Raw genomic sequence first — 25,626 nt, 5'->3', positions numbered from 1 at the left:
CGCTGATCGTCAGGGCACCTCGTCGGGGCGCAGCCTTCGCAATTTCGGGGCGGTGTCCATTTGCGCCGCGTCCTTAATACCCATGCGCAGATCCTCGCGGGTCTGGTGAATGGAGGCGATGACGGGCCCCATGGCGATGCCGAGGTCAATGAGCGCCGTTTCGGCCAGTTGAAGGGAGCTTTCGAGCGTTTCGGGAACCGCATCGCTGGCGCCTGCCCTGTATAGTTGTGCTGCATGGTCGGTATCGCGCGCGCGGGCGATGATCGGCAAATCCGGGACCCACCCGCGGACTCGCTTGGTCACGCGGATCGACAGGACGGGATCGTCCATGGTCAGGATCAGCGCGCGGGCATGGCCCAGCCGAAGTTTATCAAGCATTTCTACGCGAGACACATCGCCAAAGAGGATCGGATAGCCGTCACGACGACCCTGTGCGACGACATCGGGATCGGATTCAACAACCGTAAAGCGTTGATTGTGGACGCGCAGCAGATCGCAGACCATGCGACCAACTCGACCGAAGCCGATCACGACAGCGGCGGCTTCGGTACTTTCCTGGTGGAGGTCTGGCGTATCTTCGCCCAGCGCCATTTCGAGTCGTCTTGCGATATCGTGGCCGATGCGAGCGAGCAGGGGCGTGATGGTGAGGCCAATCGCCGTCACAATTTGCCAGAATGCGGCCGTGGACGGCAAAATGAGGTTTGCTGCCGCGGCGGTCGAAAGCACGATCAAGGTGGTTTCCGACGGGCTGGCCATGAGTACGCCGACTTCAAGGGCAACGCCCTTACGAGCCCCGGAAATATAGAGGAGCGCCGCCGTGACGACGGTTTTCGCAAGGACTACCCCGAAGACCGCCAGCACCAGGCTGGGCCAGTTCGCCAGGATCACCCGGACATCCAAGCTCATGCCCACGGTGATCAGGAACACGCCCAGGGCCAGGCCCTTGAACGGCGCGGTCATCACTTCGACTTCGCCATGATATTCGGTTTCGGCAATCAGCAGCCCGGCCAGCAGGGCGCCCACGATGGGTGACAGGCCAGCGACCGATGTCGCGATACTGGAGATGATCACGACAAGCAGGCTGGCCGCGAGGAAAACTTCGGGACTTTTGGTGCGGGCGGCCTGACTGAATATGCGTGGCAGGACAATGCGGCCTAGCACCAACATGACAGCAATTGTGATCCCGCCTTTCAGCAGGGTATCAGCGAGCGCGCCCCACGCGCCATCCGGGCTGGACGCAACCGACGGTGCGAGTGCACCGAGCATGAAGATGATGGGAACCAGCGCAAGATCTTCGAACAGGAGCATCGCAAAAGCGGCGCGTCCCACCGCGCTCTGTGTTCCGACCATGGGCAGCACTACGGCGGTTGACGAAAGTGCGAGCGCCAAGCCAAGGCCGATTGCTCCTGCAAGGGGTTGGCCAAGCCAGTAAAGGCCCAGCGCGATCAGGGCGGCGCTTCCCACCAGTTCGGTCGCACCAACCCCAAAGACCTGCGTTCGCATGACCCAGAGGCGACGGAAGCTCAGTTCCAGGCCTATGGAGAAAAGCAGTAAAATGACGCCGAGTTCAGCGAAAGGCTCTATCGCCTCCCTGTTCGAAATGGTGACATGGTAGAGCCAGGGATACTGGCCGACGAGCGCACCAAGGCCCGATGGCCCTACCGCAAGGCCGACAAGGATGAAGCCGATCACAGGGCTGATGCGGAAGCGCGCAAAGCCTGGGATCACCAGGCCGGCCGCTCCCAGGATAACCAGGGAATCGCTGAAACTTTGTGGATTGATTGCACCGGCCATGGTTCACCATTGCGGGAACCGCGCAGAATTTCCAGCCCTGCGCGCAACTAGGGCGTAAACTCAGAAATGGCGCGTTTGAGGTTTGAAGCAAAAAGGCCCGACACAACGAAAGATGGCGCAGGAATATGTCGATATTTCAAGCACTCTCGACGCCGGGATGGGACTTTTTGGTCAAATCCGCAGGACGCCCAAATGGCTTCCATCTGAAACCGAAATAGGCTTGCAAAGGCGTATGAGCTTCGCGCCGTGCATTTCGGCGCGATATGTTCGCCATTTTGACGCCTCGAACGCGCCATTCATGAGTTTACGCCCTAGCGCGTCGATATGTGATGCAAGCTGGTGCGGACGGCGGGACTTGAACCCGCATTCCCAGGGGGAGGCGGATTTTAAGTCCGCTGCGTCTACCGATTTCGCCACGTCCGCGTGGCGATCCCCCTGACGTCTCCGAGCGCGCAGGTCAAGACGCGCTGCTATTCAGTGCGTCTTGCTGTTCAGACGTTCCCGCATTTCCTTGCCTGGTTTGAAGTAAGGGACGCGCTTTGCGGACACCGGCACCTGCTCCCCCGTGCGCGGATTGCGTCCTGTGCGTGCGTCGCGCGCACGTGTGGTGAACGCCCCAAAGCCGCGCAACTCCACCCTGCCGCCGTTTGAAAGGCGGTCCACGATCTCCCTGAAGAAGAGATCAACAATCCGTTCGACCTCTTGAAGTCCGAGGTCCGGATTTTCCTCTGCCAGAGTCTGTATCAGTTCCGAGCGTATCATTGGTCCTCCAGCTCCCCCTTCTGGTTCCCGCTTAATTTATAGTGAGTTCGTTACCTCATGACAATTATCCAATGTCGGTAGTTATGCTCTCATTTTGGGATAGAAAAAGCCCGCCGGAAGTCCTTCCGGCGGGCTCTATTACTTTAGATAGACCTCGAAGGAGATTAGCCTTCGCTCTTCGCCTTCAAGGCTTCGCCCAGAATGTCGCCCAGCGATGCGCCGCTGTCGGACGAACCATATTGAGCCACGGCCTGCTTTTCTTCGGCGATCTGCATCGCCTTGACGGAGAAGGTCGGCTTCTTGGCACGGTCGAAACCGGTGACCATGGCGTCGAACTTCTGGCCGACCTGGAAACGTTCCGGACGCTGTTCGTCGCGGTCACGGCCAAGGTCGCTGCGCTTGATGAAGCCGGCAGCGCCGTCTTCGCCAGCCTGGACTTCCAGACCGCCGTCGCGGACTTCCAGAACCGTCACGGTAACGATCGAGTTCTTGTTGAGGCCGGCAGCCGCGGCAGCGGTGCCACCAGCGGCCGGGCCGCCACGCTCAAGCTGCTTCATGCCAAGGCTGATGCGCTCCTTCTCGACGTCGATGTCGAGAACGACGGCCTGAACCGATTCGCCCTTGCGGTGGAGAGCCAGCGCGTCTTCGCCCGAAATGCCCCAGGCGATGTCCGACATGTGGACCATGCCGTCGACGTCGCCGTCCAGGCCGATGAACAGGCCGAACTCGGTTGCGTTCTTGACTTCGCCCTCGACGGTCGAGCCGATCGGGTGACGTTCGGCAAAGCTGTCCCAAGGATTGTTCTGGGCCTGCTTGAGGCCGAGGCTGATGCGACGCTTTTCGGGATCGACTTCCAGGACCAGGACTTCGACTTCCTGGCTGGTCGAAACGATCTTGCCAGGATGGACGTTCTTCTTGGTCCAGGACATTTCCGACACGTGAACCAGGCCCTCGATGCCCGGCTCCAGTTCGACGAACGCGCCATATTCGGTGATGTTCGTGACGCGGCCCGACAGCTTGGCGCCAATCGGGTACTTGGCGGCGGCGCCTTCCCACGGATCGCTTTCCAGCTGCTTCATGCCAAGGCTGATGCGCTGGGTGTCGCGGTTGATGCGGATGATCTGGACACGGACGGTATCGCCGATGTTGATCATCTCGTTCGGGTGGTTGATCCGCTTGTAGCTGAGGTCGGTGACATGCAGCAGGCCGTCGATGCCGCCCAGGTCAACGAACGCACCATAGTCGGTGATGTTCTTGACGACGCCTTCGATGATCTGACCTTCGGCCAGCGTCTGGATAAGGCCGCTACGCTGTTCGGCGCGGGTTTCTTCCAGAATGGCGCGGCGCGACACGACGATGTTGCCGCGGCGGCGATCCATCTTCAGGATCTGGAACGGCTGCGGAATGTCCATCAGCGGCGTGACGTCGCGGACGGGGCGAATGTCGACCTGCGAACCGGGCAGGAACGCCACGGCGCCGTCGAGATCGACGGTGAAACCGCCCTTGACGCGGCCGAAGATGACGCCTTCGACGCGTGCGTTTTCGGTGAACTCGCTTTCCAGCTTGTCCCAGGCGGCTTCACGGCGCGCGCGGTCGCGCGACAGCATGGCTTCGCCATGGGCATTTTCGACGCGATCGACATAGACTTCGACTTCGTCGCCGACCTTCAATTCGGCCTTCTGGCCCGGCGCAGCGAATTCGCGCAGCGGCACGCGGCCTTCCGACTTCAGGCCGACGTCGATCAGCGCCATGTCGTTTTCGATGCCGGTAACGGTGCCCTTTACGACGCGGCCTTCGAAGCCGCCGTCCTCGCCACCGAGAGAATCATTGAGAAGCGCGGCGAAATCGTCGCGCGAGGGGAATGCCGTAGAGGCCATGGTAGTTTCCTTCACACATCATTGCTGGCCTACCGGTTGTATCCGGTGGTCTTTCAGGCCAAACCGCCCGCACGGCCGAATACCGTGCGAACATCCGTTCGGCCGTGACAAGGGACACCCCTTTGGGAAAAGCGAAAAGGGCGCCTGGGCATCCCAAGCGCCGCCGTCGCGTCAGGCTTGCCGCCGACGTTCCAACTGGGCGTCCACCAGTGCAATGGCCTGCTGGACGGCGGCGTCTATAGTCAAATTGCTGGTGTCGAGCAAGTCCGCACCGTCCGCCATGCGCAGGGGCGCATGGTCGCGACTCATGTCGCGCGTGTCCCGTGCCTGAATGTCGGCGATCAGACTGTCCATGTCAGGATTGCCGCCATGAGACAGGGCGTCGTCATAGCGGCGCTGGGCGCGGACATGAACGCTCGCGGTGACGAAGATCTTTGCATCCGCGTCAGGCGCGATGACGGTGGCGATGTCCCGGCCGTCCAGTATCGCGCCGCCCGGCTGGGTGGCGAAGTCACGCTGGCGTTTGACCAATGCCTGACGAACGCTTTGATGGATAGAGACGCGCGAAGCGAGCGAGCCGACGGCTTCGCTGCGCAGCGCCGGGTCTGCCAGCACGGCGTCCTTGAACGTGCAGGCTCCCAACGCATCGGCTTCATGATCGGGGTCCCCCCGGTCTTCAGGACGGCCAGGCCCACAGCCCGGTAAAGAAGGCCGGTGTCGAGCACGGGCAGGCCATAATGACGGCCCAGAGCCTTGGCGATCGTGCCTTTGCCCGAAGCGGCGGGGCCATCGACGGCGATGATCATGACGCTTTCCCCTTCCGCAGCGCTTTGGCCAGGCCGATGAGCGCAATGACGGCCCAGACGACTTCCAGCGCCATGGACGCCACGTTGAAATGAACCGTCAACGAACAGATGAGCAGTAGCGCGCCGACCAGATTCAACAGATTGAAAAGGGTGAAATTCAAGACCTTCGCCATGTTGCTATAGGCATAGGCGATAACCATCATACTGCTCCCGATCAGACCAACGATATTGGCGAGGTCTAACGTCATGGAATGGCGCCCAGCGATTGCAGAAGGCCGGTGAAGCCGGGGAAACTGGTTGCGACCGGACGCATGTCGTCGATGGTGACGCCGTTCTTCGATACCAGGCCGGCGACAGCGAAACTCATGGCGATACGATGATCGAGCTTGGTGGAGATAGGGCCGCCGCCGGGAAGGAGCGCGCCGCCGCTGCCTTCGATAACGATGCCATCCTCCAGTTCCTCTACGTCGACGCCGATCGCGCGCAGGCCGGCCGCCATAGTGGCGATGCGGTCCGATTCCTTCACGCGCAGTTCCTGAAGGCCGCGGAAAATGCTGCGCCCTTCGGCGAATGCGGCGGCGATGAAAGCGACGGGATATTCGTCGATCATCGACGGCGCGCGGGCGGGATCGGGTTCGACGGCCACGAGCGGAGAGGCGGTGATGACGAGGTCGCCCACCGGTTCGCCGCCCACCTCGCGCGGATTTTCGATCAGAATGTCGCCACCCATTTCGCGCAGCAGATCGATCAGCCCCGCGCGGGTCGCGTTGAGGCCGACATTGGCGATTGTCACCTTCGACCCCGGCACCAGCAGTGCGGCGACCATCGGGAAGGCGGCCGATGATGGGTCGCCCGGCACGGCGATCGATTGCGGGCGCAGTTCGGCTTCGCCCATCAGGGTGATGATGCGCGTGCCGTCAGTCTCTACCTCTACGTTGAGATCTGCGCCGAAACCCTTGAGCATGCGTTCGCTATGATCGCGGGTTGGGATAGGTTCGACGACGCGCGTCATGCCGGGCGTATTGAGACCAGCGAGCAGGATGGCCGATTTCACCTGAGCGGAGGCGACGGGCAGGCGATAGTCCAGCGGGACGGCTGGGCAGATTCCGCGCATGGTGAGCGGCAGTCGATCGCCAGGGCTGGACGTGAAGCTCGCGCCTGTGCGGGAGAGGGGTTCTGTAACGCGCGCCATGGGGCGCTTGCTGAGGGATGCGTCGCCTACGAAAGTCGCGGTGATCGCATGACTGGCGACCAGGCCCATCAACAGGCGTGTGGAGGTGCCGCTATTCCCCATGTCGAGCGCAGACTGCGGTTGCAGCAACCCGCCGACGCCGACGCCCCGAATGTGCCATATGCCGTCATCGTCGCGGCTGATCTGCGCGCCCATTGCACGCATGGCGGCGGCGGTGGCGAGCACGTCTTCGCCCTCCAGCAGGCCTTTCACCCGGCTTTCACCCACCGCAAGCGCCGACAGCATCAGCGATCGGTGCGAAATGCTCTTGTCGCCGGGCACCCGGATGCTCCCTGAGAGGGAGGGCGCGCTGGAGAAGGTCATGGGATTGGGTTGATCGGAAGAAGATGTCACGGGGTTGATCCGTTTGCCGGGGAACTGAAAAATTGCGCCCGGCTTTTGACAGCGCGGTTTCGCTATGGCAAGGCGCGCGTCGCTTCGCGGGCGACATCGTCGTGCCGCGTGATTTCTGTTAGAGCACTCGTTAGAAGGACAAGGCCGGACATGGTCAAGGCTGAATGGGGCACGAAGCGTAGCTGCCCAAAATGTGCGACGCGCTTCTATGACCTGGGCAAGGACGACCCGGTGACCTGCATCAACTGCGGAACGGCTTGGGAACCTGAGCCTGTTTTGAAGTCGAAGCAGCCGCTGCCTTATGAAGAAGCGCCCAAGAAGGTCATCGAGACAGCCGACGGCGAACTGGAGACGGCAGATGACGATCTGGACCTGGATCTGGACGTCGATGACGACGGAGATTCGCCGGACAATGATGTCGATCTAGGCGGTGATGACGACCTGGGCGTCGATGCTGGCGGCAACGATGGCGACGACGACAATTAAGTAATTTTCTGCTTGCCAAGGAGGGAGCCGCCACCTAATGGCAGCGACCTCCACGGTGGCCGGACCCAAACGGCGCCGACACTGGAAATGGGGCCTTAGCTCAGCTGGGAGAGCGCCTGCATGGCATGCAGGAGGTCAGCGGTTCGATCCCGCTAGGCTCCACCAGTTTTTCGGATGAAATGATGACCGAAAGGGCATTTTTCCGAAGGACACCCGAGTTCATGTGAGGAAGCGGGCCGGGCCTGGAACAGCCCTGCCAGTTCCGAGCGGGCGAGGAACTCCAGACATATGGCCGACGGTCTTACCGGACATGGCCTGATCCATTGGGATGCGGTTCGTGCCGCGCTACGATGGGGCCTTAGCTCAGCTGGGAGAGCGCCTGCATGGCATGCAGGAGGTCAGCGGTTCGATCCCGCTAGGCTCCACCAAGCTATACTCGGAAACCACTGACAATATATTGGTGCGGTTGCTCACTTGACCGGTCAATCCAGCGGATAGCCGGCATATGCCGATAGGCATAAACCTTCAGAATGAGCGCGAGTGGCGGTCAAAGATGCTATCTCCGTTTTCTCAGACGAAGGGGGAATAGCGATGGCCGAAAAAGCCACCACCGACGACCGACGCCGCTTTCTGCAATCATGCGGGCGCTTTGCCGTGACTGTGCCGCCGGCGATCACGGTCATGCTGTCCACATCCCTTTTGTCCGACGCCATTGCCGCATCTTCAGGCGGCGGTGGTGGTGGTGACAGTAAGGGGGCAAGCGGCCCGCGCCCGGTGGAAAAGCCCGATACCGTCCAGACCCTGACGACCCCTATAATCGACACGAATGAAGCGGGTGGAAACTGACGATCAAAGGAGCGTTCAGGCAGGTTGGACGAAACTGTCCATTACCCGTTTGCGTCCCGCGGTTTCAAAGTCGATTTCCAGCTTGTTGCCTTCGATCTCCGCCACGATGCCATAGCCGAATTTCTGGTGGAAGATGCGCAGGCCGACGCTCATGTCGTCGCGTCCCTTGTTGCCCAGAGAGACGGCGGAGGCGCGGGCCTCTACGATCCGGACAGGCTCCCGCGTGAACTGGCCACCTTGCTGCGCGCGCTGCCAGCCTGGGCCACGCCCTGTGCCGCGCTGGACATTGGCGAAGGGATCGGCGCGCTCTGACCAGTTGGCGCGCCAGAGCGAAGCACCCCCGGACATGCTGCTTTCTTCCTCGACATGTTCGGGTGGCAATTCCCCAACGAATCTCGACGGGATGGAACTGGTCCATTGGCCATAAATCCGGCGGTTGGCGGCATGAAGAATGACGCACAGCCGGCGCGCGCGCGTGATTGCGACATAGGCAAGGCGGCGTTCTTCCTCCAGGCTGTTGAGGCCGCCTTCGTCAAGGGCGCGCTGGGACGGGAAAATACCCTCTTCCCAACCGGCGAGAAAAACAGTGTCGAATTCCAGTCCCTTTGCCGCGTGGATGGTCATGATCGTGACCTTGCGCTCCTCGGCCTGGGCATCATTGTCCATGACCAGCGACACATGTTCGAGGAATGCGCCGAGCGTCTCATATTCCTCCATGGCGCGGGTCAGTTCGTTGAGATTTTCCAGCCGACCCGCGCTTTCGGCGGTGCGCTCGGCCTGAAGCATCGCGGTATAGCCGCTTTCGTCCAGTATCTGACGCGCCAGTTCGGCATGGGGCAGTTGAGCCGCGCGATCGCGCCAGCGGGCAAGGTCGCCGATGAACGCGCCAAGGCTGCGGCGCGCCTGCGGGGTCATTTCGTCGGTGTCGAGGATGCGGGCGGCCGCGAGCGCCAGCGGAATGCCCTCGGCGCGTGCAAGACGGTGGAGCTTTTCAACGGCCTTGTCGCCCAACCCTCTTTTCGGGACGTTGACGATCCGCTCGAAAGCGAGGTCGTCCGCCGGTTGGTTGACAAGGCGAAGATAGGCGAGGGCGTCACGTATCTCCGCGCGCTCGTAGAAACGGAATCCTCCCACGATCCGGTAAGGTAGCCCGATCTGGATGAAGCGGTCTTCAAATTCGCGAGTCTGATGTTGTGCCCGGACGAGGATAGCGACCTCTTCCAGAGATTGCCCGGATCGCTGAATGGACTCTATTTCGTCGCCGACCCGGCGTGCCTCTTCCGGCCCGTCCCATACGCCGATGATGCGCACCTTTTCGCCAACGTCGATATCGGTCCAGAGCGTCTTGCCCAGGCGGTTGCCATTTTCGGCGATGACCCCCGAAGCCGCGCCCAGGATGTGCGGAGTCGACCGGTAATTCTGTTCCAGACGGACGATCTTCGCGCCTGGGAAATCCTTTTCGAAGCGCAGGATATTCGCGACTTCGGCGCCGCGCCAGGAGTAGATGGATTGATCGTCATCGCCCACGCAGCAGATATTCTTGCGCTGCTGGGCGAGCAGGCGGAGCCAGAGATATTGGCTGCTGTTGGTATCCTGATATTCGTCCACCATGACGTAGCGAAAGCGCTGCTGGTAGCTTTCCAGCACATCGCGATGACGCTTCAATATGGTCAGGACATGGAGCAGAAGGTCGCCGAAGTCGCACGCATTTACGTCGCGAAGCCGCGCCTGATAGGCGGCATATAATTTCTGGCCGCGTCCGTTGGCATAGGCTTCGCTTTCTCCCGCACCGACCTCCTCAGGCGTCAGCCCTTTATTCTTCCACTGGTCGATCAGGCCGCCGAGCTGGCGTGCGGGCCAGCGCTTTTCGTCAATCCCTTCCGCCTGGATCAACTGCTTCATCAACCGAAGCTGATCGTCGGTATCGAGGATGGTGAAATTGGATTGCAGGCCAACCAGTTCGGCATGACGGCGTAGCATCTTGGCCGCGATGGCGTGAAAGGTTCCGAGCCAAGGCATGCCCTCGACCGCTGGTCCGATCATCCGGCCAACGCGCTCGCGCATCTCGCGCGCGGCCTTGTTGGTGAATGTGACGGCCAGAATTTCGGAAGGGTAGGCGCGGCGGGTGGCAATAAGATGAGCGAGGCGCGCTGTCAGGGCAGCCGTTTTGCCAGTGCCTGCGCCGGCAAGCACCAGGACTGGGCCTTCGGTCGTCAGCACCGCCTCCCTCTGCGGGGCGTTGAGACCCTTGAGATAGTCAGGATCGTTCGGCGAAGGAGCGGGCAGGGTCATGGTCAACAACTAGGGAGCAAGGCAGGAGGGGGCAAGAGCGACGCCCTTGAAGTGCAGGCCCTTCTATGAGAACAAAAGGCGAATCATGCAAGGAGAAAGGCCATGGCGACTGGGCGGTGCCAATGTGGAGCCATCCATTATGAGGTGCGGGGCGAACCGGTATACAGCGCGCTCTGCCACTGTTCGGATTGCCGCCGAAGCGCTGGCGCGCCAATGGTGGGATGGGTGCTTTTCCCCGAGGATGACGTCAAGGTAATCGGTGAGCCGAAGGCGTATCGATCCTCGCAGGATGCTACCCGGCATTTCTGCGCGACCTGTGGCACAGGGCTGTTTTATCGCAATGCGATCAGCTTTCCCGGAATGGTCGATATTCAAACGGCTACCCTGGACGATCAGTCGGCATTTCCCCCAGCCATCCACATCCAGTGGGCAGAGGCGGCGCCGTGGATGGGGAGAATGCACGAACTGCCCCGGTCCGATCGATATCCGGATCAGTAAGGGCATGCGGCCGTCACTTGGTGGCGCGTAGGCAACGGTTCGTCGCCGGTATCGGAACGCCTGTGTTACGGGCCCGGTTCTTGCCAAGCCAAGAGGCAGAACGGGGTGAAGAACAGGAAAGGATAACCCGATGAAATCGATCATGCTTGCAGGTGCGGCCATGCTGGCCTTCGGTACAGGCGCTACTGGCATTGCGATCGCTCAGGGTGTGCCGAACAGTATGGCCCAGCCCCCCGAAGCCGGCTCCATGCCGCCTGCAGATCCGGCTGTTCCAGCGACCCCGGCTACGCCTGCGACGCCCGGTATGCCGGGTGAAGCGGCGACGCCCGCTACCCCTGCGACGCCGGCGGATCCCAATGCCGGTCAACCGACGGGCGCTGTGCCGGACGACACGGGCATGGTTCCTGCTCCGGCGGGCGCCCCCACTGACCCGGCAGCGCCTGTGGGCAGTTCTTCCAATCCTGTAACCGTTGGCGGGAATATGACCCCGCCCCCAGCGGCGACGAAGGATTATCCGTTATGCAGCCGGACTGTGCAGGATAGCTGCATCAATCCGGGCGAAGCGCGACGCGCCAAGAGGGGCCGCTAACAACCGTCGCTGATTAAAGTGGTGGGGCCGGGCAAGGCGGCGATCAGAGCTGCGAGCCCGGCCTTGTCGCGTGCAGCGTCGGCGAGACTATGTTGATCGAGGACGGCAAGGAAGGCGTTGGTCGCCGCCTTCAATATGCCCGAGAGACCGCAGGCGGGACGAAGGGCGCAGCTGCCACAGTCGGCCAAATTCATGTCTGTTTCTGTGTGCCGGATCACTGCGCCGAGCATGATTTCTGCAGGCGAGCGAGCGAGGCTGAAGCCGCCGCCGCGTCCGCGCTGGGTGATGATGAAATCGCCTTGGCCGAGATGGTGGACGACCTTCATCAAATGGTTGCGGGATAGCGCATAGGCGTCGGCTATGTCGGCGATAGTCGCGCGGCCCGTGGGGGAGACCGCGAGGTGGATGAGGACGCGAAGGGCGTAGTCGGTGTGGCGGGTCAATTGCATGGATGAATGCGTTAGAAGAACGGGTTTGTGAAATAAAACATGTATCCTGTTTACATGTTAAAAGATGCAACGTAAATGCACCTTTATCGAGTCTCAAAAGGGGTGCATTCCATGAGCCAGCTTACCGCGGAAACCATAGCGATCGTCAAAGCCACAGCGCCTGCCCTGCGCAGCCATGGGGTAGAGATCACCACGGCCATGTACGCCCGGCTGTTCCAGGATGCTTCGATCAAGGACATGTTCGACCAAGCCGCGCAGGAAAGCGGCGAGCAGCCCAAGCGGCTGGCGGCGGCGATCCTTGGCTATGCGGAGAATATCGACAAGTTGCAGGCGCTGGAGGGCGCAGTCGCCCGCATGGTGCAGCGTCATGTCGAAACCGGGGTGAAGCCGGAGCATTATCCCAAGGTCGCTGCGGCACTCCTGCCCGCCATCCGCGATGTGCTGGGCGAGGAAGTGGCCACCGACGCTGTGCTTGATGCCTGGGGCAAGGCCTACTGGTTCCTGGCGGAGATACTGATCGGCAAGGAAGCGCAGGCCTATGAGGACGCCGAAGCGGCTTGAATTGTGAGCGGGGGCTAGCTCGCCCCCGGCCTTCCAAGCAAGTCGCGCGCCTCGTTTGACCGCGTGCGGGAGGGGCGTTTCAAGGTTCGGCCCGGAGCAACGTCAACCGCGCCTTCCCGACATCACGGATGGTTTCGACAACGAAGCCCTTGACGTCCACATCTTCGCGGCGGTCGGTTTCGATGCTGATCCACGTTGCGGGACCGGTCCAGCCCAGACGGCCGAGCTTGTCGAGGGCCACCGCGCCCGCGCCGCTATTATAGGGCGGATCCATCAGGATGAGGTCGAGCGGCTTTGCCGCAGGGCCGAGCGAGAGCACGCTGCTCTGGCGGATGTCGGGGCGCAACCCCAGTTTTTCACCATTGGCGCGGATAGCGTCCAGTGCGGCCCGGTCCTGCTCGACGAAGAGGCAAGTGGCCGCGCCGCGCGACAGGGCTTCGAAACCCAACGCGCCCGACCCGGCGAAAAAGTCGCCGACGGCCAGCCCTTCGAATGAACCCACCCGGCTGAGCAGCATCGAAAAGAGCGTTTCGCGGGTGCGGTCGGCGGTGGGGCGGGTTGCGTCGCCCTTGGGGGCCACCAGCGGGCGGCCACGCCATTGGCCTGCGATTATTCTCATGGCTTCGTCCGGCTTTGTGCGTTGTTGGATTTCACGGATAAGGGCAAGCGGATTAAAACCTTAGGACTTGAGCGGTTTCAGCGTCTTGCGAAACAGGATCAGGTCATGCTGGCGCACTTCTTCGACCGCGCCGGACGCAAGCTCGCCCAGATGGAAGGGACCGTAGCTGGTGCGTATCAGGCGGCTTACCTGAAGCCCCAAATGTTCCAGCACGCGGCGCACTTCGCGGTTCTTGCCTTCGGTCAGGGTCATTTCGATCCACTGGTTGCGGCCCGTCCGCCGTTCCAGATTCGCCTCGATCTGGCCGTAGCGAATGCCATCAATCTCTATGCCGTCGAACAGGTCTTCAAGCTGAGCCTGGCTGATTTCGCCAAAAGCGCGGGCGCGGTATGTGCGCGGAACGCCGGTGGCCGGCAGTTCCATCTGACGCTTGAATTCGCCGTCGGTGGTCATGAGCAGAAGGCCCTCGGTCGTCATGTCGAGCCGACCGATGGGCATGAGGCGGGGCAGGTCGGCGGGCAGCCGGTCGTAGATGGTCGGGCGGCCACGCGGGTCACGCTCCGCCGTGAGATAGCCGGAAGGCTTGTGAAAAAGGAACAGGCGCGTGGGCGCGGGCTGGGCGACGGGGTTGCCATCCACGGCGATGCCATTGAGCGAGGTCAGCAGCGTGGCAGGCGTCGTCACTGCTTCCCCGTCCAGCGTGATCCGGCCATCCTCGATCATCCGTTCGATCTCACGACGGGATGCAACCCCCGCGCGGGCCAGCAGCTTGGCGATGCGCTGCGGTTCATTCTTGCCGCTGGCGACGGCGGCGGCGCGGGCGGGATGAGGATTGGCGGGAGTGGCCGGGGCCGCCTTTGCCTTCCGAAATGGCGGGCGCGCGGGGCGGGAGCCGGTCGCGGCCCTGCCTTCGCCAGGGCGCCGGGGACCGCCGGGTCCTGCGCGGCGAGGCGGTCCAGATTTTTTCGGCGGCTCCACGCGGCGGTTCCTTTTAACGAAGCGAGGCCATTCCCATATCAGGAAAGCCGTGAAAATGACGAATAGTGCCGTCCCGTCGCTCATGCGAGGGGGAAGGCCGCAACTCCCAGCAGGCGCTGCGCGTTTAATCGGCTGCATGGCGTAAATGGGGCGTATCGGCAAATGTTTTTCGGGCTGGTAAAAGGGGACGCAAAGTCAGGGCAGGAAGCCGCGGCGATCCGCAGCGTGCTGGTGGTCGAGGACGAACCGCTGGTCGCTTTCGACAATGAACATGTGCTGGAACAGGCCGGTTATCGCGTCGCCGCGACGGTCGAGGATTATGACCATGCGGTGCGCGTGATCGACGAGGATGATGTCGATCTGGTGATCGCCGACATCACCTTGCATGGCGACAAGACGGGCATCGATGTGGCCCGCTTTGCCCATGGCAAGGGGCTGGCGGTGTTGTTCGTGACGGGCGCGTGCCCGATCGACGCGCATGAGATGGCGGTCGGATGCCTGGCGAAGCCCTATCTGCCGCGCGATCTGCTTGGGTCTATTGCCGTGATTGAAGCGGTGATGCGCGGGGATGAACCGGGGCGCGTGCCGCAGGGGTTGCGGCTGTTCGCCTGACCCCGCCGGGGCTATCTACCTATCCCCCGGACACAAAGACGTAATCCCTTTGCGCCCGCTCGTTCCGTTGCGGCTTCGCAAGGAAAGTGACAGATTGGCTTTGCGCAGGCGATGGCCATGGCGCACGTGCGCGCCGACAATATGGGCCGCCGTTTGCGAGGCTCCTGGCGGACTGCTTCCCCGCTGGGGGGCCATCGTATCGAGATGCTTTGGAGGTTTCAGGCTGAAAGGCGGACCACATGCGCAGCACCCTTTTTCTGACTGGTGGATTGTTGTTTCTCGCGGGATGCGGGAGTGGTGACGAGCCCCGTGCGGGCGAAACCGCCGCAGGTGACGTAGAGACGGTGGAAGCCGAGGCGCAATCGGCATCCGCGATCGACAAGAGCGACATTGATTGTGACAAGTTCAAGCCGCAGTCGGCAGAGCGAGGACAGGCGGTCGATGATATTGTGGGCCTGCGCCACGGTATGACGGAAGAGCAGGTCCGTGGCGTCCTGCTGTGCAAGAACGCCAATTATGCGATCAACGCCGGAAAGAACAGTGCGTCCCTGCCGTCCGGCGGGCAGATGTCGCAGGTCAATCTGAATGCGGATACCGGGCTGGACAAGGTCAATGTCTGGCTGGTGGGTCCCAGTGGCGCGGAACGGGTCGTGCATATTGACCGGACGCTTGAATATCCGGCCGGCAAGGAAGTCCCCATCGCCAGCGTCGCGCAGGAAGTCGCCCGCAAATACGGGAGTTTCGATGACGCAGGCTACAGCAATCAAGGCGCGGGGTGGATCGTGCGGTCGCGCGATGGCGAGCGCATGACCAACAGTAATACAAGTTATGCCGAATGCCGCAGCCACACTTTGCGCACCGACAAGGCGCTGCCGTGCGTGCATGCGATTTCCTATGAAATTTCACCGACTGCGCAAAATCCGGCGCTGGCATCGCGATTCCGCGTGGCCATCACGCATTTCGCGATGATCACGCAAATGGCCAACGCCACAAAGGAGCATCTGGCCAAGACCGTGGAACGGGCCGAGGAAAGCGTGCGGGAAGAGGGGCTGGAGCTTTAGCGTTCCGCAGGGGCGCGTTGAACCAAGAGCGAGCGGATCGCTTCATCCCGTTTTTTTCAAGGGATTATTGGGGAAAGCGCGGGTTGTTTCCCGCGCATATGCTCATATGGTGGGCCCACGGATCACATCGGGGGCCAAGCATAAATGACCGACATCGCCATGGGCGCCAGAAGCTGGGCCGATGCCGTGAAGCCCTATGTGGAGAAGGCGCCGCTGGCCGCGCTGTTCCTGGGGATTTCGTCCGGTTTTCCCTTTGCGATGATCGGCGCGAACCTGGCGTCACGCCTGGCGCAGGACGGCATCGACAAGAAGAGCGTGACGGCGTTCAGCCTGGTGCTCCTCGCCTATAATCTCAAATGGCTGTGGGCGTGGGTGGTGGAGGGCGTGAAGTTGCCGCTGCTGCATCGCTTGGGGCAGCGCGTGTCGTGGATGCTGCTGGCCGGGGTGCTGGTGATGGCGGCGGTGGTCAATCTGGCGGTGGTCGATCCTGCGTCGGACCTGATGGCGATGGTGCGGGCCGCGATTCTGCTGGGGATTGCGGGGGCGACATTCGATATCATCATAGACGGCTATCGCATTGAAATCCTTAGGCCAGACCAGCTGGGCATTGGTGCGGGCATGTCGCAATATGGATGGCGAATCGGGGCTGCGGCGGCAGGCGCGGTGGGGCTGGTGGTCGCGCAATATTGGGATTGGACGGCGGCCTACATCATATGTTCGCTGTTCGCCCTGCCTGCAATGCTGGCCGCTTTGATCGTTGGCGAGCCGGAGCGGCACCGCGAGATTGCTTCGCGCAAGAGCGGCGGCGAGTTGAAGCAGGCGATCATCGGGCCGTTCCTGGACTTCTTCAAGCGCAAGGGCGCGCTGCTCGTACTGCTGTTCATCATCGTGCACAAGATTGGCGACACGCTGGCGAACCTTACATTCCGGCTGCTGTTCAATGACCTTGGCTACACCAATGAAGAGATTGCGATCTATGATGTGGGCATTGGTTTCTGGGCGTTGCTGGCCGGGATATTCGTCGGCGGCGTGCTGTATGCGCGGCTGGGGCTGAAGCGGTCTGTGCTGATCAGCCTGGTGTTGATGGCGGTGTCCAATTTCAGCTTCGCCGCGCTGGCGGCGGCGGGAAAGAGCAACATGGGCATGGCGGGCGCGATCGGCTTTGAAAATTTCGCGAGCGGGATCGGGGGCGTGGCGGTGGTCGCCTATTTCTCCGCGCTGTGCGACCTGCGCTTTACCGCCGCGCAATATGCGATGATATCGGCGGCGGCTAGCATCGTGGGCCGGTTCCTGACCGGGACCACCGCCGGGGCGATGATCGAACGGTTCGGCTATGTCGATTTCTACCTGCTGACAACGGTCCTGGCGCTGCCGGGCATCATCCTGTTCTGGTTGATGATGCGCAGCGGGCTGGTGGATTCGAGCGTCGGCAGCGCGGCGACGGAAGAGGGCGATCAGGCTCCGGCATAAAGGTCGAGCGGGCGACCCAGGTCCGCATGGGCCTGCGAGACGGCTTGCAGACAGGTGAGTGCGCCGAGCACGTCGTCGGAGCCGAGCAGCGTGGCGAGCTGGTCATAGGCGGATGGCGGATCCTGTAGCGCGTCGCCGATGGCCTGCATGAGCATTGCTTCGTCGGCGGTCATACGGGCGCAGCAGCAGGGTGCGACCAATATCCGGCGCGTGGCGCAGCGGGCAAGCTCCAGCATCATGGCGCGCATGAGGATCAGCGGGCGGCGATAGCTGCGGCCGAATGCGCCCAGCATGGCGTTGGCGGCGTGGGCGTCGTCCACACCGGCGCTTGCCATGCGGCGCAACACATAAAGGAAGAGCCGGTTGCCGTAGCCGCCGGGAAGCGGGCGGGGCAGTTCGAGGGGGCTGGTCTCTCCGTAGGCCATGGGCGTGCACCTTCTTTTCCGTTGCGTGACGGAAGGCAGGTTACGCTATTGCGAGTCAATCGCAAGTGGATTCAGTCGGGATATTGCTCGTTCAGCCGCAAAATTTCGCCCGCCAGATAGAGCGACCCCGCGATCAGGATGAGCGGCGGGTCAGGTTGAGGGGCGGCGGCGATGGCGGCGATGGCCTGCGCGGGATCATCATGCGCTGCGCAGTCGATGCCCCAGCGACTTGCGATGGCGGCGAAGCGGTCGGCGGGATGATGGTCGTGGCCGGGCACGGGCAGCGCGTGGATGTGGGCGACGCATCCGGCGAAGGGCGCGAGATAGGCGTCGACATCCTTGTTCGCGAGCATGCCGATGATGAGGTGCAGCTTTCGCCCCGCAAGGCGTTCATTGGTGAAGAAGGCGCTGATGGCTTCCCCGGCGCCGGCATTATGACCGCCGTCGAGCCAGGCTTCGCTGTCGTCCGGCAGGGGGGCGAGCAGCGGGCCGTGGTCGAGCCGCTGGAGACGGGCGGGCCAGTGCGCCCAGAGCGGCGCGGCCTTCAGCGCGGCTTCGCTGACCGGCACGGCGCTCTGGTGGCGCAGCATGGCGAAGGCAAGGGCGGCGTTGTGCACCTGATGCGCGCCGTGCAAGCGGGGCAGCGGGGTTTCGATGCGACCCTGAGCATCGCGATAATGAAGGCGATCGCGATAGCTGGCGGCGTCCCAGCTTTCGCCCATCGGCAACCAGACAGTGCGTGCGCGGGCGGCGGCGTCGCTCATGACGCTGGCGAGCGAGGTCGGGTAGCGTTGCGTCACCAGAGGTGCGCCGGGCTTGGCGATACCGGCCTTTTCCGTGGCGATGGCGCGCAGGCTGTTGCCGAGGAATGCCTGATGATCGATCCCCAACTGCGCGATGCCGCAGACGACCGGATCGTCGATGATGTTGGTGGCGTCGAGGCGACCGCCCAGACCCACTTCGATGATGCAGGCGTCGGCCGGGTGCTCGGCGAAGGCGAGGAATGCGGCGGCGGTCGTGACTTCGAAGAAGCTGGCGCCGACACCTTCCGCCACATCGAGGACGCGGCACAGATAGCCCGCAAGCGCCTCGTCCCCGATCAACTGGCCGCTGATGCGGATGCGTTCATTGAAGCGCACGAGGTGGGGTGAGGTGAATACATGGACGCTTTTTCCATCGGCTTCGAGCGCGGCGCGCAGGAAGGCGCAGGTCGATCCCTTTCCATTGGTGCCCGCGACATGAAAGACCGGCGGCAGGGCGCGATGGGGGTCGCGCAGGCGATCCAGCAGGCGGGTGATGCGGTCGAGGCCCAATATGTCAGCGCCGGGCGACAGGATCGCCAGACGGTCCAGCTGGGCCTGAACCCCAGGATCATCGGAGACGGCGTGGTCGGGCATGGCCCTGTCCTTCGCGCTGGGGCGTCAGGCCGCCACGCGTGGGGTCAGATAGCCGATCACCCGCGCCAGCGTGTCGCGCAGTTCGCTGCGGTGGACAACCATGTCGAGCATGCCATGTTCCAGCAGATATTCGGCCCGCTGGAACCCATCGGGCAGCTTTTCGCGGATCGTGCTTTCAATAACGCGCTGGCCCGCAAAGCCGATCAGGGCGTTGGGTTCCGCGATCTGGATGTCGCCCAACATCGCATAGCTAGCCGTGACGCCGCCGGTGGTCGGATCGGTCAGGACGACGATATAGGGCAGGCCAGCAGCGTGCAGTTTCTGGATCGCGACGGTGGACCGGGGCATCTGCATCAACGACAGGATGCCTTCCTGCATCCGCGCGCCGCCCGCTGCGGTGAAGATGACATAGGGGCATTTATGGCCAATGGCTTCGTTGACGCCCTGAATGAAGGCCGCGCCGACGCCCATGCCCATGGAGCCGCCCATGAAAGCGAAATTCTGAACGCCCATGACCAGCGGCACATCGTCGATAGCGCCGCGCGCGTTGATCAGCGCGTCCTGATCGCCCGTCTGCGCGCGGGCGGCCCTTATGCGGTCCGGGTAACGCTTGGAATCGCGGAATTTGAGCGGGTCTTCCTGAACCGGCGGCGTCGGCAGCAGGATGAAGCCGGGGTCGAGAATATGCTCGAAGCGTTCGGACGGCCCGATGCGGCCATGATGGTCGCAGCGCGGGCAGACGGACAGATTGTCCTCCCACTCCTTGATGAAAATCATCTCGGTGCAGGACGGGCATTTGTGCCACAGCGTCTCGGCGGTCGTTTCCTTCTTTGCCAGGAAAGGGACGGCCTTGCGGACGCGGTTGATCCAGCTCATGCTGCGGTCTCCCGAAAATGGGGGCTGTTGGCGTTGAGCGCGCCGCGCAGAGTCGCGACGAACTCCTGAACGAAGGGGGCGGCGGCATCGCCATGCGAACCGACGATATCGACGATGGCGGAACCGACAACCACGCCATCGGCGACGCGGCCGATGGCGGCGGCCTGTTCAGCCGAACGGACGCCGAAACCGACCGCGATCGGCAGGTCAGTGGCGCTGCGGAGCTTTTCAACGGCGAGTTCGACAGACGCCTGTGCGGCCTGCTGCTTTCCGGTGATGCCCGCCACGGCGACATGATAAAGGAAGCCGCTGGCGCCATCGAGAACGGCGGGCAGGCGGGCGGCGTCGGTCGTCGGCGTCGCGAGACGGATGAGGTGGATGCCAGCGGCACGGAGCGCCGGGCCAAGTTCGGCGTCTTCCTCTGGGGGCACATCGACGCAGATGACGCCATCGACGCCCGCATCACGGCACTGCGCGGCGAACCATTCCGATCCGCGGATCAGCATGGGATTGGCATAGCCCATGAGGATCAGGGGAATGCGCGGATGGCGCGCGCGGAAAGTCGTCGCGAGATGAAAAATGTCTTTCGTCCGCGTGCCCGAGCCGAGACTGCGCAGGTTCGCCAGTTCGATGGCCGGGCCGTCCGCCATCGGATCGGTGAAGGGCATGCCCAGTTCGATGATGTCCGCGCCACCAGCCACGAGCGCGTCCAGAATGGCCGGGGTAGCGGCGACGGATGGATCGCCCGCGGTTACGAAGGTGATGAGGGCGGCGCGACCCGCGTCCTTGCAGGTTTCAAAGCGCGTAGCGAGGCGATCAGAAGTCATATTTCGACACCAAGGGCCTGGGCGACGGTGAAGATGTCCTTGTCGCCACGGCCGGAGAGATTGACGATAAGGATCTGATCCGCGTCCAGCGTGGGCGCGATCTTTTCGGCGCTCGCAATGGCATGGGCGGATTCAAGCGCGGGGATGATGCCTTCCAGCGCGGAAAGCTTCTGGAAGCTGGCAAGCGCCTCGTCATCGGTGATGGGCATATATTCGACGCGGCCGATTTCGTGCAGCCAGCTATGTTCAGGGCCAATGCCGGGATAGTCGAGACCCGCCGAAATGCTGTGCGCTTCGGTGATCTGGCCGTCCTCATCCTGAAGCAGATAGGTGCGATTGCCATGCAGGATGCCCGACGCGCCGCCAGCCAGCGAGGCCGCATGCTTGCCCTGAAGCCCCTCACCGGCCGCTTCGACGCCGATCATCTTGACTTCCGTATCGTCGAGAAAGGGGTGGAACAGGCCGATGGCGTTCGATCCGCCGCCGACGGGAGCGATCAGCATGTCGGGCAGGCGGCCTTCGATTTCCAATATCTGCTCGCGGGCTTCGCGGCCGATCACCGACTGAAAATCGCGGACCAGTTCCGGGTAGGGGTGCGGGCCTGCCGCCGTGCCGATGATGTAAAATGTGTCGTGGACGTTCGACACCCAGTGGCGCAGGGCGTCGTTCATCGCGTCTTTCAGCGTCTGAGAGCCGGACACGACCGGGATCACTTCTGCGCCGAGCAGCTTCATGCGAAAGACGTTGGGCTTTTGCCGCTCCACATCCTTTGCGCCCATGAAGATCTTGCATTCCAGGCCGAACAGGGCGGCGACGGTGGCAGTGGCGACGCCGTGCTGGCCCGCACCGGTTTCGGCGATGACCTTTTTCTTGCCCATGCGGCGGGCGAGCAGGGCCTGGCCGATGCAGTTATTGATCTTGTGCGCGCCGGTGTGGTTCAATTCCTCGCGCTTCAGGTAGATTTTCGCGCCCTTTCCTTCCGGTGCGTCGGCGCGCAGGGATTCGGTCAGGCGACCTGCATAATAAAGCGGGTTGGGACGGCCGACATAGTTGCGCAGCAGTTCGGTGAACTCTGCGTCAAATTCGGGGTCCTGCCTGGCTTCCCTGTAAACCTTTTCCAGCTCAAGAATGAGCGGCATCAGCGTTTCGGCGACGTAGCGGCCGCCGAATGAACCGAAATGGCCGGACGCATCGGGCTGTGAGCGGAGGGAGTTTTTGATGGTCATGATTGTTGTGCCGCTTTGCAGAAGGCCATGATCTTGTCCACACTCTTGATGCCCGGCGCGCTTTCCACGCCGGAAGAAACGTCGATCATCGGGGCGCCGGTAATGCGAATTGCCTCGGCGACATTGTCGATACCAAGGCCCCCGGACAGGCCCCAGGGCAAGGATATGGGGACGCCCCGCAGCAGCGTCCAGTCGAAACGCAGGCCCATGCCGCCCGGCAGCGCCGCGCCTTCGGGAGTTTTCGCATCAAAGAGCAGGCGGTCGGCTGCGCCGTTATACGCGTTGGCGGCATCAAGGTCGGCGCGGGTCTTGACGGCGATTGCCTTCCAGACCGGAAGGTTGAAGCGCGCGCGGATGGCGGCGGCGCGCTGGGGGCTTTCCTTGCCGTGAAGTTGCAGGGCGGTGAGTGCGCCTGTGCCGACCAGTTCGGCAAGGATGTCGTCGGTCGGATCAACGACCACGGCGACCCGGTCGATATGGGCGGGAACCTGTGCCGTCAGGGCCCGCAACTGGTCCGCTTCGACATGACGGGGGCTTTTGGCGAAGTGGACGAAGCCCAAATGGGTGGCGTCCGCTCGCATCGCTGCGCCGACGGTGTCGGGGGTCGAAAGACCGCAAATCTTGATGGCGAGTCGGGACATGATGGCGCTTTAGGCGGTCGGGGCGGTCAGGTCCATGTCGTGCAGGGCGAGCCATTGGTCGGCATGGTCGATGCAGGCCTTTCCAAGGAAGCCGTCGACCCGGTCCATGATCTGCGCGTCAGTGAGTTGCGCGGGGTCGAGCGGGGCGTGCCAGTAGACGCGGAAGTGGGGGCCGCCTGTGCGGATCATGTAGAAAGGCAGGAATTTCGCGCCGACTTTTCGGCCCAGCCTCAAGGCGACCGAAAGGTTGCCCGATGGCGGCAGATCGCGGCCGAAGCGGGGGAAGCAAACCTGCCGGTCGCGCCGTTCGTCCAGCAATATGTAGAGGGTAGCGCGATCCTTTGTGGTGAGATGCTTGAGGATGCCGCGCGCGGCGCCTTCGCCGGTGATCGCTTCGCCCATGTAACTGGATCGGGCGCGTTTGAGCATGGCGGCCTGCGCGGCATTTTCCGGCGGGTCGTAGACGCCCAGGCCGGGACGGTCCGTCGACGCCTTGATATGAGCGGCCAGCAAGTCCCAGTTGCCGAGGTGAACGGCCAGCGCGATCATGGGGCCGGGGCCGTCGAGCACCTGCTGATAGCCGGCGGCATCATCCACCGTGATGTGGTTATTTTCGATCAGCCGGTCGATGTTGGTCAGTTCGGCCATGGTGCGGCCAAGGTTGATCCAGCGACGGGTGAGCATGGCCTCTTGCGCCGCTTCAGGAAGGTCGGGGCGCAGGATGGCGAGGTTGGTGCGGGCGCGCTGGTCGCGCAGCTTCATCTGCCGCCGGGCCACATGCGCCGACAGCCAGCCGCCTAGCCAGGACGCGACCGACGCGGGGAGGATGCGGAGGAGGGTGAAGAGAAAGGGGTTGGAGAGCATCGCGCCTGCCGTCATACAGCAGCGGTCGGGGTGGTAAAGGGCTTGGATTACGCATGAATTGGGCCTTGGGGCTGTGGGTGCTGTTGCAGGGGCTGAGCCTTGCGGGCGTGCTGAATTATTGGCGGCATCTGCCTGTGGACCGGCAGGAGGAAGCGCCCGAGGGCGTCGTGCTGCTGCTGTCAGTGCGGGATGATTGGGACGGCGGGGCGGAACTGATCGCGCGGCTGAAGGCGCAGACGGTGCGGTTTCGGCTGGTGATCGCGACTTCGGGGGCTTGTCCGGCGGCGGAAGCTCTGGCTGCGCGAGAAGGCGACTGGGTGCAGATCGTTCATGCCGGGGTGGCGAGCGATGAGGGGCAGAAGGTTCATAAGCTGCGCGCGGCTTTGCGCGCCTTGCGTGAGGGGGACCGCTATCTGGTTTTCGTGGATGCGGACATTGCGCCTCCGCCCCGGATGGTGGGGCGACTGCTCTTTCCTCTGGTGCGGGGTAAGGCGGATATTGTGACGGGATACCGGCTGTTGTTGCCGGAACGGAGCGTGGTGGCGGCGCTGGTGGGCGCGGTGGAGATGCAGTTGGCGACGCTCCCGCGTGCCGCGAGCGCAACCATGCCGTGGGGCGGGGCGATGGCGTTGACGCGGAGGCAAGCGGAGAGGCTGGACTTGGATGCGGCTCTGGCGGGGCAGTTGTCGGATGACATGGCGATCGGGCTGGCCGGGTGGCGCGCGAAGCTGCGATTGCGGCCGGTGCGGGATTTGCTGGTCGCTTCGCCGCTGGAGGGGCGCGGGGCTGTTGGCTTTGGAGTGCGGCAGTATCGGCATATTTTCACCAATAGCTGGCGCATGTGGCTGGCGGCCGCTGCGGTGGTGAGTTGCCATGCCTTTGGCTGGATATGGGCGCTTGGCTGGGGCGGCTGGGGCGCGGTGGCCGTGGGCTATGCGGCGGCGGCTGGACGGGCGCTGGTGCGGCGGCGGATCATCGCGAGCGTCGTGGAGCCGGGACAGGCGCGGGCGGCGCGGCGGTCGCTCTGGTGGGATGTGCTGGCGCCCTTTGCGGTGTGCTGGGCGCATATGGCGATGCAGCTGGCGGCGGCTGGTTCGCGGCGGATCAGCTGGGGTGGGTTTGATTATTGGGTGAGGGGCGGGAAGGTCGCGCGGATGGTCAAGCGTTGAGGCTGCGTCGTGCCGACCCGCCCCGCTTCCCGATTACGGGGTGGGCGGCATAGAGGCGGCCATCGAGCGCGACGCTCCCGGCGAACCGGCAAGAAGCATCTGGGTCAAGCTGACGCCCAGCGGGCTATAGGCGACGAGGTCAGCAACCACCTGCGTCGCAAGGATTGCTCCCACACCCCAGAACCATGCGGGATGGATGCGCCCGTGCCGACGCTTGTCCGCAATCATGCCGATCACCGGGAACAGTAGAGTGACGACCGTCATGATGCGCCAGGCGTGCGGCATCAGGAGCGGCATGGGAAGAAGGCGGCCAAGGCCTGGGCCAGTCAATATGCTCATGGCCGTCAGCATCAACCGCCGGTGCCAGCCGGAATAGCGGCGCTGGCGAAGCGCCGCAAAGACCAAGGCGCAGAAGAGGACGAGCATCAAAGCGTTGCTGAACAGAAATTCGTTCTGATCGAAAAAGAAGGGACCGCCTGAACGTCGAAGCGACGTAATCATGATGGCAAAGCCCATGACCAGCATCAATGGCGCCCAGCAGTATGCGATCTTGCCCAAGCGGACGTGCAGCTTCACATTGTTGGTCGCGATCAGCCAGTTTTGCGCAACATAGAGCACGACCCAGCCGAAGAATATGAGGGCGTGAATGTGATAGACAGGCGGCACGGCAAAGGTGGACCTGCCCATGGCGAGGTTTACCGAGAAACCGGCGACGATGATGGCGGCCATGATGATCGCCATGATTTTGAAGAAGTTACGTTCTGATTGTTGAACGCCAAGGTCCGGCGTGATGTGATTGCTGAGCGTCGCCATTTGAGCACCTCCCCCACAGAGACTCAAGTTGATGGCAACTATATTATCCGCAAGTGCATAGCTGCTACAAGCATGGCTCGCATTTTCATCAACCTCGGGCGTT

General features: G+C 62.9%; 26 protein-coding genes, 3 tRNA genes and 1 pseudogene. 11 read left to right on the top strand and 19 right to left on the bottom strand.

All coding sequences use genetic code 11. The annotated features are described in order from the left end of the window. Positions 1-9: 9 nt before the first annotated feature. The 7 genes and pseudogenes from B6S01_RS02025 to aroA all read right to left on the bottom strand — a co-directional run bounded on the left by B6S01_RS02025 (position 10) and on the right by aroA (position 6,824). The gene (locus tag B6S01_RS02025) at positions 10-1,794 is read right to left on the bottom strand and encodes a cation:proton antiporter domain-containing protein (protein WP_037465630.1); all 1,785 of its coding nucleotides are present in this window, start codon (positions 1,792-1,794) and stop codon (positions 10-12) included. Positions 1,795-2,131: 337 nt separating this feature from the next. Further along, positions 2,132-2,217: transfer RNA gene (locus B6S01_RS02020), tRNA-Leu, on the bottom strand. Between the two features lie 51 nt (positions 2,218-2,268). Then, on the bottom strand, positions 2,269-2,556 hold the full coding sequence (locus tag B6S01_RS02015; RefSeq protein WP_037465632.1) for an integration host factor subunit beta: 288 nt from the start codon (positions 2,554-2,556) through the stop codon (positions 2,269-2,271). 164 nt (positions 2,557-2,720) lie between these two features. Then, positions 2,721-4,433 (bottom strand): 30S ribosomal protein S1, encoded by a 1,713-nt coding sequence (gene rpsA, locus B6S01_RS02010; protein WP_037465637.1) that lies wholly within the window; start codon positions 4,431-4,433, stop codon positions 2,721-2,723. Between the two features lie 171 nt (positions 4,434-4,604). Further along, positions 4,605-5,239: pseudogene (cmk, locus tag B6S01_RS02005) on the bottom strand ((d)CMP kinase). Then, complete coding sequence (locus tag B6S01_RS02000; protein WP_037465645.1) at positions 5,236-5,487, bottom strand: CBU_0592 family membrane protein; 252 nt, start codon at positions 5,485-5,487, stop codon at positions 5,236-5,238. Before B6S01_RS02000 ends, cmk begins: the two are co-directional and overlap by 4 nt. Further along, positions 5,484-6,824, bottom strand: a complete 1,341-nt coding sequence (gene aroA, locus B6S01_RS01995) for a 3-phosphoshikimate 1-carboxyvinyltransferase (RefSeq protein WP_037465648.1) — start codon at positions 6,822-6,824, stop codon at positions 5,484-5,486. The genes B6S01_RS02000 and aroA overlap by 4 nt, the downstream gene beginning before the upstream one ends. A gap of 150 nt (positions 6,825-6,974) precedes the next feature. On the opposite strand from aroA, the gene B6S01_RS01990 reads away from it, so the two are divergent. From B6S01_RS01990 to B6S01_RS20950, 4 genes are all read left to right on the top strand, one after another. After that, positions 6,975-7,310 (top strand): TIGR02300 family protein, encoded by a 336-nt coding sequence (locus B6S01_RS01990; RefSeq protein ID WP_037465650.1) that lies wholly within the window; start codon positions 6,975-6,977, stop codon positions 7,308-7,310. An 89-nt stretch (positions 7,311-7,399) separates the two neighbouring features. After that, a tRNA-Ala gene (locus B6S01_RS01985) sits at positions 7,400-7,475 on the top strand. A 187-nt stretch (positions 7,476-7,662) separates the two neighbouring features. Further along, positions 7,663-7,738, top strand: a tRNA-Ala gene (locus B6S01_RS01980). Positions 7,739-7,901: 163 nt separating this feature from the next. Next, positions 7,902-8,156, top strand: coding sequence for a hypothetical protein (locus B6S01_RS20950; protein WP_037465652.1), 255 nt, complete (start codon positions 7,902-7,904; stop codon positions 8,154-8,156). A gap of 15 nt (positions 8,157-8,171) precedes the next feature. Here the strand turns inward: B6S01_RS20950 and B6S01_RS01970 are convergent, their stop codons facing one another. Further along, entirely contained in the window at positions 8,172-10,448 is a 2,277-nt protein-coding gene (locus B6S01_RS01970; protein WP_037465653.1) for an ATP-dependent helicase, read from the bottom strand. 102 nt (positions 10,449-10,550) lie between these two features. On the opposite strand from B6S01_RS01970, the gene B6S01_RS01965 reads away from it, so the two are divergent. Next, complete coding sequence (locus B6S01_RS01965) at positions 10,551-10,946, top strand: GFA family protein (RefSeq protein WP_037465657.1); 396 nt, start codon at positions 10,551-10,553, stop codon at positions 10,944-10,946. A gap of 130 nt (positions 10,947-11,076) precedes the next feature. Beyond that, positions 11,077-11,535, top strand: coding sequence for a hypothetical protein (locus tag B6S01_RS21255; RefSeq protein ID WP_037465660.1), 459 nt, complete (start codon positions 11,077-11,079; stop codon positions 11,533-11,535). Here the strand turns inward: B6S01_RS21255 and B6S01_RS01955 are convergent. Continuing rightward, positions 11,532-11,984: an RrF2 family transcriptional regulator gene (locus B6S01_RS01955; RefSeq protein WP_037465663.1), complete on the bottom strand. Its 453-nt coding sequence runs from the start codon at positions 11,982-11,984 to the stop codon at positions 11,532-11,534. The two genes, B6S01_RS21255 and B6S01_RS01955, sit on opposite strands and share 4 nt — an antisense overlap. 111 nt (positions 11,985-12,095) lie before the next feature. Between B6S01_RS01955 and B6S01_RS01950 the strand changes: the two genes are divergently transcribed. After that, a complete protein-coding gene (locus B6S01_RS01950) occupies positions 12,096-12,545 on the top strand; it encodes a globin domain-containing protein (protein WP_037465666.1) in 450 nt (149 codons plus the stop codon). A 79-nt stretch (positions 12,546-12,624) separates the two neighbouring features. Here the strand turns inward: B6S01_RS01950 and rsmD are convergent, their stop codons facing one another. Both rsmD and B6S01_RS01940 read right to left on the bottom strand, forming a co-directional pair. Then, on the bottom strand, positions 12,625-13,164 hold the full coding sequence (rsmD, locus tag B6S01_RS01945; RefSeq protein ID WP_037465672.1) for a 16S rRNA (guanine(966)-N(2))-methyltransferase RsmD: 540 nt from the start codon (positions 13,162-13,164) through the stop codon (positions 12,625-12,627). Between the two features lie 60 nt (positions 13,165-13,224). Then, complete coding sequence (locus tag B6S01_RS01940; protein WP_037465764.1) at positions 13,225-14,142, bottom strand: pseudouridine synthase; 918 nt, start codon at positions 14,140-14,142, stop codon at positions 13,225-13,227. A 162-nt stretch (positions 14,143-14,304) separates the two neighbouring features. Between B6S01_RS01940 and B6S01_RS01935 the strand changes: the two genes are divergently transcribed. From B6S01_RS01935 to B6S01_RS01925, 3 genes are all read left to right on the top strand, one after another. Beyond that, a complete protein-coding gene (locus B6S01_RS01935; protein WP_037465675.1) occupies positions 14,305-14,754 on the top strand; it encodes a response regulator in 450 nt (149 codons plus the stop codon). A gap of 239 nt (positions 14,755-14,993) precedes the next feature. Then, positions 14,994-15,815, top strand: coding sequence for a hypothetical protein (locus B6S01_RS01930; protein WP_037465679.1), 822 nt, complete (start codon positions 14,994-14,996; stop codon positions 15,813-15,815). 144 nt (positions 15,816-15,959) lie between these two features. Next, complete coding sequence (locus B6S01_RS01925; protein WP_037465681.1) at positions 15,960-17,285, top strand: AmpG family muropeptide MFS transporter; 1,326 nt, start codon at positions 15,960-15,962, stop codon at positions 17,283-17,285. Here the strand turns inward: B6S01_RS01925 and B6S01_RS01920 are convergent. From B6S01_RS01920 to B6S01_RS01890, 7 genes are all read right to left on the bottom strand, one after another. After that, on the bottom strand, positions 17,270-17,710 hold the full coding sequence (locus tag B6S01_RS01920) for a DUF6628 family protein (RefSeq protein ID WP_037465683.1): 441 nt from the start codon (positions 17,708-17,710) through the stop codon (positions 17,270-17,272). The genes B6S01_RS01925 and B6S01_RS01920 overlap by 16 nt on opposite strands. Positions 17,711-17,781: 71 nt before the next feature. Then, the gene (locus B6S01_RS01915) at positions 17,782-19,107 is read right to left on the bottom strand and encodes a bifunctional folylpolyglutamate synthase/dihydrofolate synthase (RefSeq protein WP_037465685.1); all 1,326 of its coding nucleotides are present in this window, start codon (positions 19,105-19,107) and stop codon (positions 17,782-17,784) included. Between the two features lie 24 nt (positions 19,108-19,131). Further along, positions 19,132-19,983: an acetyl-CoA carboxylase, carboxyltransferase subunit beta gene (gene accD / locus B6S01_RS01910; protein ID WP_037465689.1), complete on the bottom strand. Its 852-nt coding sequence runs from the start codon at positions 19,981-19,983 to the stop codon at positions 19,132-19,134. Next, positions 19,980-20,810 (bottom strand): tryptophan synthase subunit alpha, encoded by an 831-nt coding sequence (gene trpA / locus B6S01_RS01905; protein WP_037465694.1) that lies wholly within the window; start codon positions 20,808-20,810, stop codon positions 19,980-19,982. The genes accD and trpA overlap by 4 nt, the downstream gene beginning before the upstream one ends. Beyond that, positions 20,807-22,036 carry a tryptophan synthase subunit beta gene (trpB, locus tag B6S01_RS01900; RefSeq protein ID WP_037465695.1) on the bottom strand — a complete coding sequence of 410 codons (1,230 nt, stop codon included), beginning with the start codon at positions 22,034-22,036 and terminating at the stop codon, positions 20,807-20,809. Before trpB ends, trpA begins: the two co-directional genes overlap by 4 nt. Further along, the gene (locus B6S01_RS01895) at positions 22,033-22,677 is read right to left on the bottom strand and encodes a phosphoribosylanthranilate isomerase (protein WP_037465696.1); all 645 of its coding nucleotides are present in this window, start codon (positions 22,675-22,677) and stop codon (positions 22,033-22,035) included. The genes trpB and B6S01_RS01895 overlap by 4 nt, the downstream gene beginning before the upstream one ends. A gap of 9 nt (positions 22,678-22,686) precedes the next feature. After that, positions 22,687-23,541, bottom strand: a complete 855-nt coding sequence (locus tag B6S01_RS01890) for a lysophospholipid acyltransferase family protein (protein WP_037465767.1) — start codon at positions 23,539-23,541, stop codon at positions 22,687-22,689. A 53-nt stretch (positions 23,542-23,594) separates the two neighbouring features. Between B6S01_RS01890 and B6S01_RS01885 the strand changes: the two genes are divergently transcribed. Continuing rightward, the gene (locus B6S01_RS01885) at positions 23,595-24,710 is read left to right on the top strand and encodes a glycosyltransferase (protein ID WP_037465698.1); all 1,116 of its coding nucleotides are present in this window, start codon (positions 23,595-23,597) and stop codon (positions 24,708-24,710) included. Between the two features lie 33 nt (positions 24,711-24,743). Here the strand turns inward: B6S01_RS01885 and B6S01_RS01880 are convergent, their stop codons facing one another. Then, positions 24,744-25,523: a hypothetical protein gene (locus tag B6S01_RS01880; protein WP_051908239.1), complete on the bottom strand. Its 780-nt coding sequence runs from the start codon at positions 25,521-25,523 to the stop codon at positions 24,744-24,746. Positions 25,524-25,626 lie beyond the last annotated feature (103 nt).

This window comes from Sphingobium herbicidovorans (assembly GCF_002080435.1).
Classification (GTDB): domain Bacteria; phylum Pseudomonadota; class Alphaproteobacteria; order Sphingomonadales; family Sphingomonadaceae; genus Sphingobium; species Sphingobium herbicidovorans.
Note: the sequence above shows the minus strand (reverse complement) of the source record. Positions and strands in the feature narration are given on the sequence as shown.

Bases quoted from the DNA above. Each gene is read 5' to 3' on its own strand.
- B6S01_RS02025 (WP_037465630.1), bottom strand. From the start codon at position 1,794: ATGGCCGGTGCAATCAATCCACAAAGTTTCAGCGATTCCCTGGTTATC.
- B6S01_RS02015 (WP_037465632.1), bottom strand. From the start codon at position 2,556: ATGATACGCTCGGAACTGATACAGACTCTGGCAGAGGAAAATCCGGAC.
- rpsA (WP_037465637.1), bottom strand. From the start codon at position 4,433: ATGGCCTCTACGGCATTCCCCTCGCGCGACGATTTCGCCGCGCTTCTC.
- B6S01_RS02000 (WP_037465645.1), bottom strand. From the start codon at position 5,487: ATGACGTTAGACCTCGCCAATATCGTTGGTCTGATCGGGAGCAGTATG.
- B6S01_RS01990 (WP_037465650.1), top strand. From the start codon at position 6,975: ATGGTCAAGGCTGAATGGGGCACGAAGCGTAGCTGCCCAAAATGTGCG.
- B6S01_RS20950 (WP_037465652.1), top strand. From the start codon at position 7,902: ATGGCCGAAAAAGCCACCACCGACGACCGACGCCGCTTTCTGCAATCA.
- B6S01_RS01970 (WP_037465653.1), bottom strand. From the start codon at position 10,448: ATGACCCTGCCCGCTCCTTCGCCGAACGATCCTGACTATCTCAAGGGT.
- B6S01_RS01965 (WP_037465657.1), top strand. From the start codon at position 10,551: ATGGCGACTGGGCGGTGCCAATGTGGAGCCATCCATTATGAGGTGCGG.
- B6S01_RS21255 (WP_037465660.1), top strand. From the start codon at position 11,077: ATGAAATCGATCATGCTTGCAGGTGCGGCCATGCTGGCCTTCGGTACA.
- B6S01_RS01955 (WP_037465663.1), bottom strand. From the start codon at position 11,984: ATGCAATTGACCCGCCACACCGACTACGCCCTTCGCGTCCTCATCCAC.
- B6S01_RS01950 (WP_037465666.1), top strand. From the start codon at position 12,096: ATGAGCCAGCTTACCGCGGAAACCATAGCGATCGTCAAAGCCACAGCG.
- rsmD (WP_037465672.1), bottom strand. From the start codon at position 13,164: ATGAGAATAATCGCAGGCCAATGGCGTGGCCGCCCGCTGGTGGCCCCC.
- B6S01_RS01935 (WP_037465675.1), top strand. From the start codon at position 14,305: ATGTTTTTCGGGCTGGTAAAAGGGGACGCAAAGTCAGGGCAGGAAGCC.
- B6S01_RS01930 (WP_037465679.1), top strand. From the start codon at position 14,994: ATGCGCAGCACCCTTTTTCTGACTGGTGGATTGTTGTTTCTCGCGGGA.
- B6S01_RS01925 (WP_037465681.1), top strand. From the start codon at position 15,960: ATGACCGACATCGCCATGGGCGCCAGAAGCTGGGCCGATGCCGTGAAG.
- B6S01_RS01920 (WP_037465683.1), bottom strand. From the start codon at position 17,710: ATGGCCTACGGAGAGACCAGCCCCCTCGAACTGCCCCGCCCGCTTCCC.
- B6S01_RS01915 (WP_037465685.1), bottom strand. From the start codon at position 19,107: ATGCCCGACCACGCCGTCTCCGATGATCCTGGGGTTCAGGCCCAGCTG.
- accD (WP_037465689.1), bottom strand. From the start codon at position 19,983: ATGAGCTGGATCAACCGCGTCCGCAAGGCCGTCCCTTTCCTGGCAAAG.
- trpA (WP_037465694.1), bottom strand. From the start codon at position 20,810: ATGACTTCTGATCGCCTCGCTACGCGCTTTGAAACCTGCAAGGACGCG.
- trpB (WP_037465695.1), bottom strand. From the start codon at position 22,036: ATGACCATCAAAAACTCCCTCCGCTCACAGCCCGATGCGTCCGGCCAT.
- B6S01_RS01895 (WP_037465696.1), bottom strand. From the start codon at position 22,677: ATGTCCCGACTCGCCATCAAGATTTGCGGTCTTTCGACCCCCGACACC.
- B6S01_RS01890 (WP_037465767.1), bottom strand. From the start codon at position 23,541: ATGCTCTCCAACCCCTTTCTCTTCACCCTCCTCCGCATCCTCCCCGCG.
- B6S01_RS01885 (WP_037465698.1), top strand. From the start codon at position 23,595: ATGAATTGGGCCTTGGGGCTGTGGGTGCTGTTGCAGGGGCTGAGCCTT.
- B6S01_RS01880 (WP_051908239.1), bottom strand. From the start codon at position 25,523: ATGGCGACGCTCAGCAATCACATCACGCCGGACCTTGGCGTTCAACAA.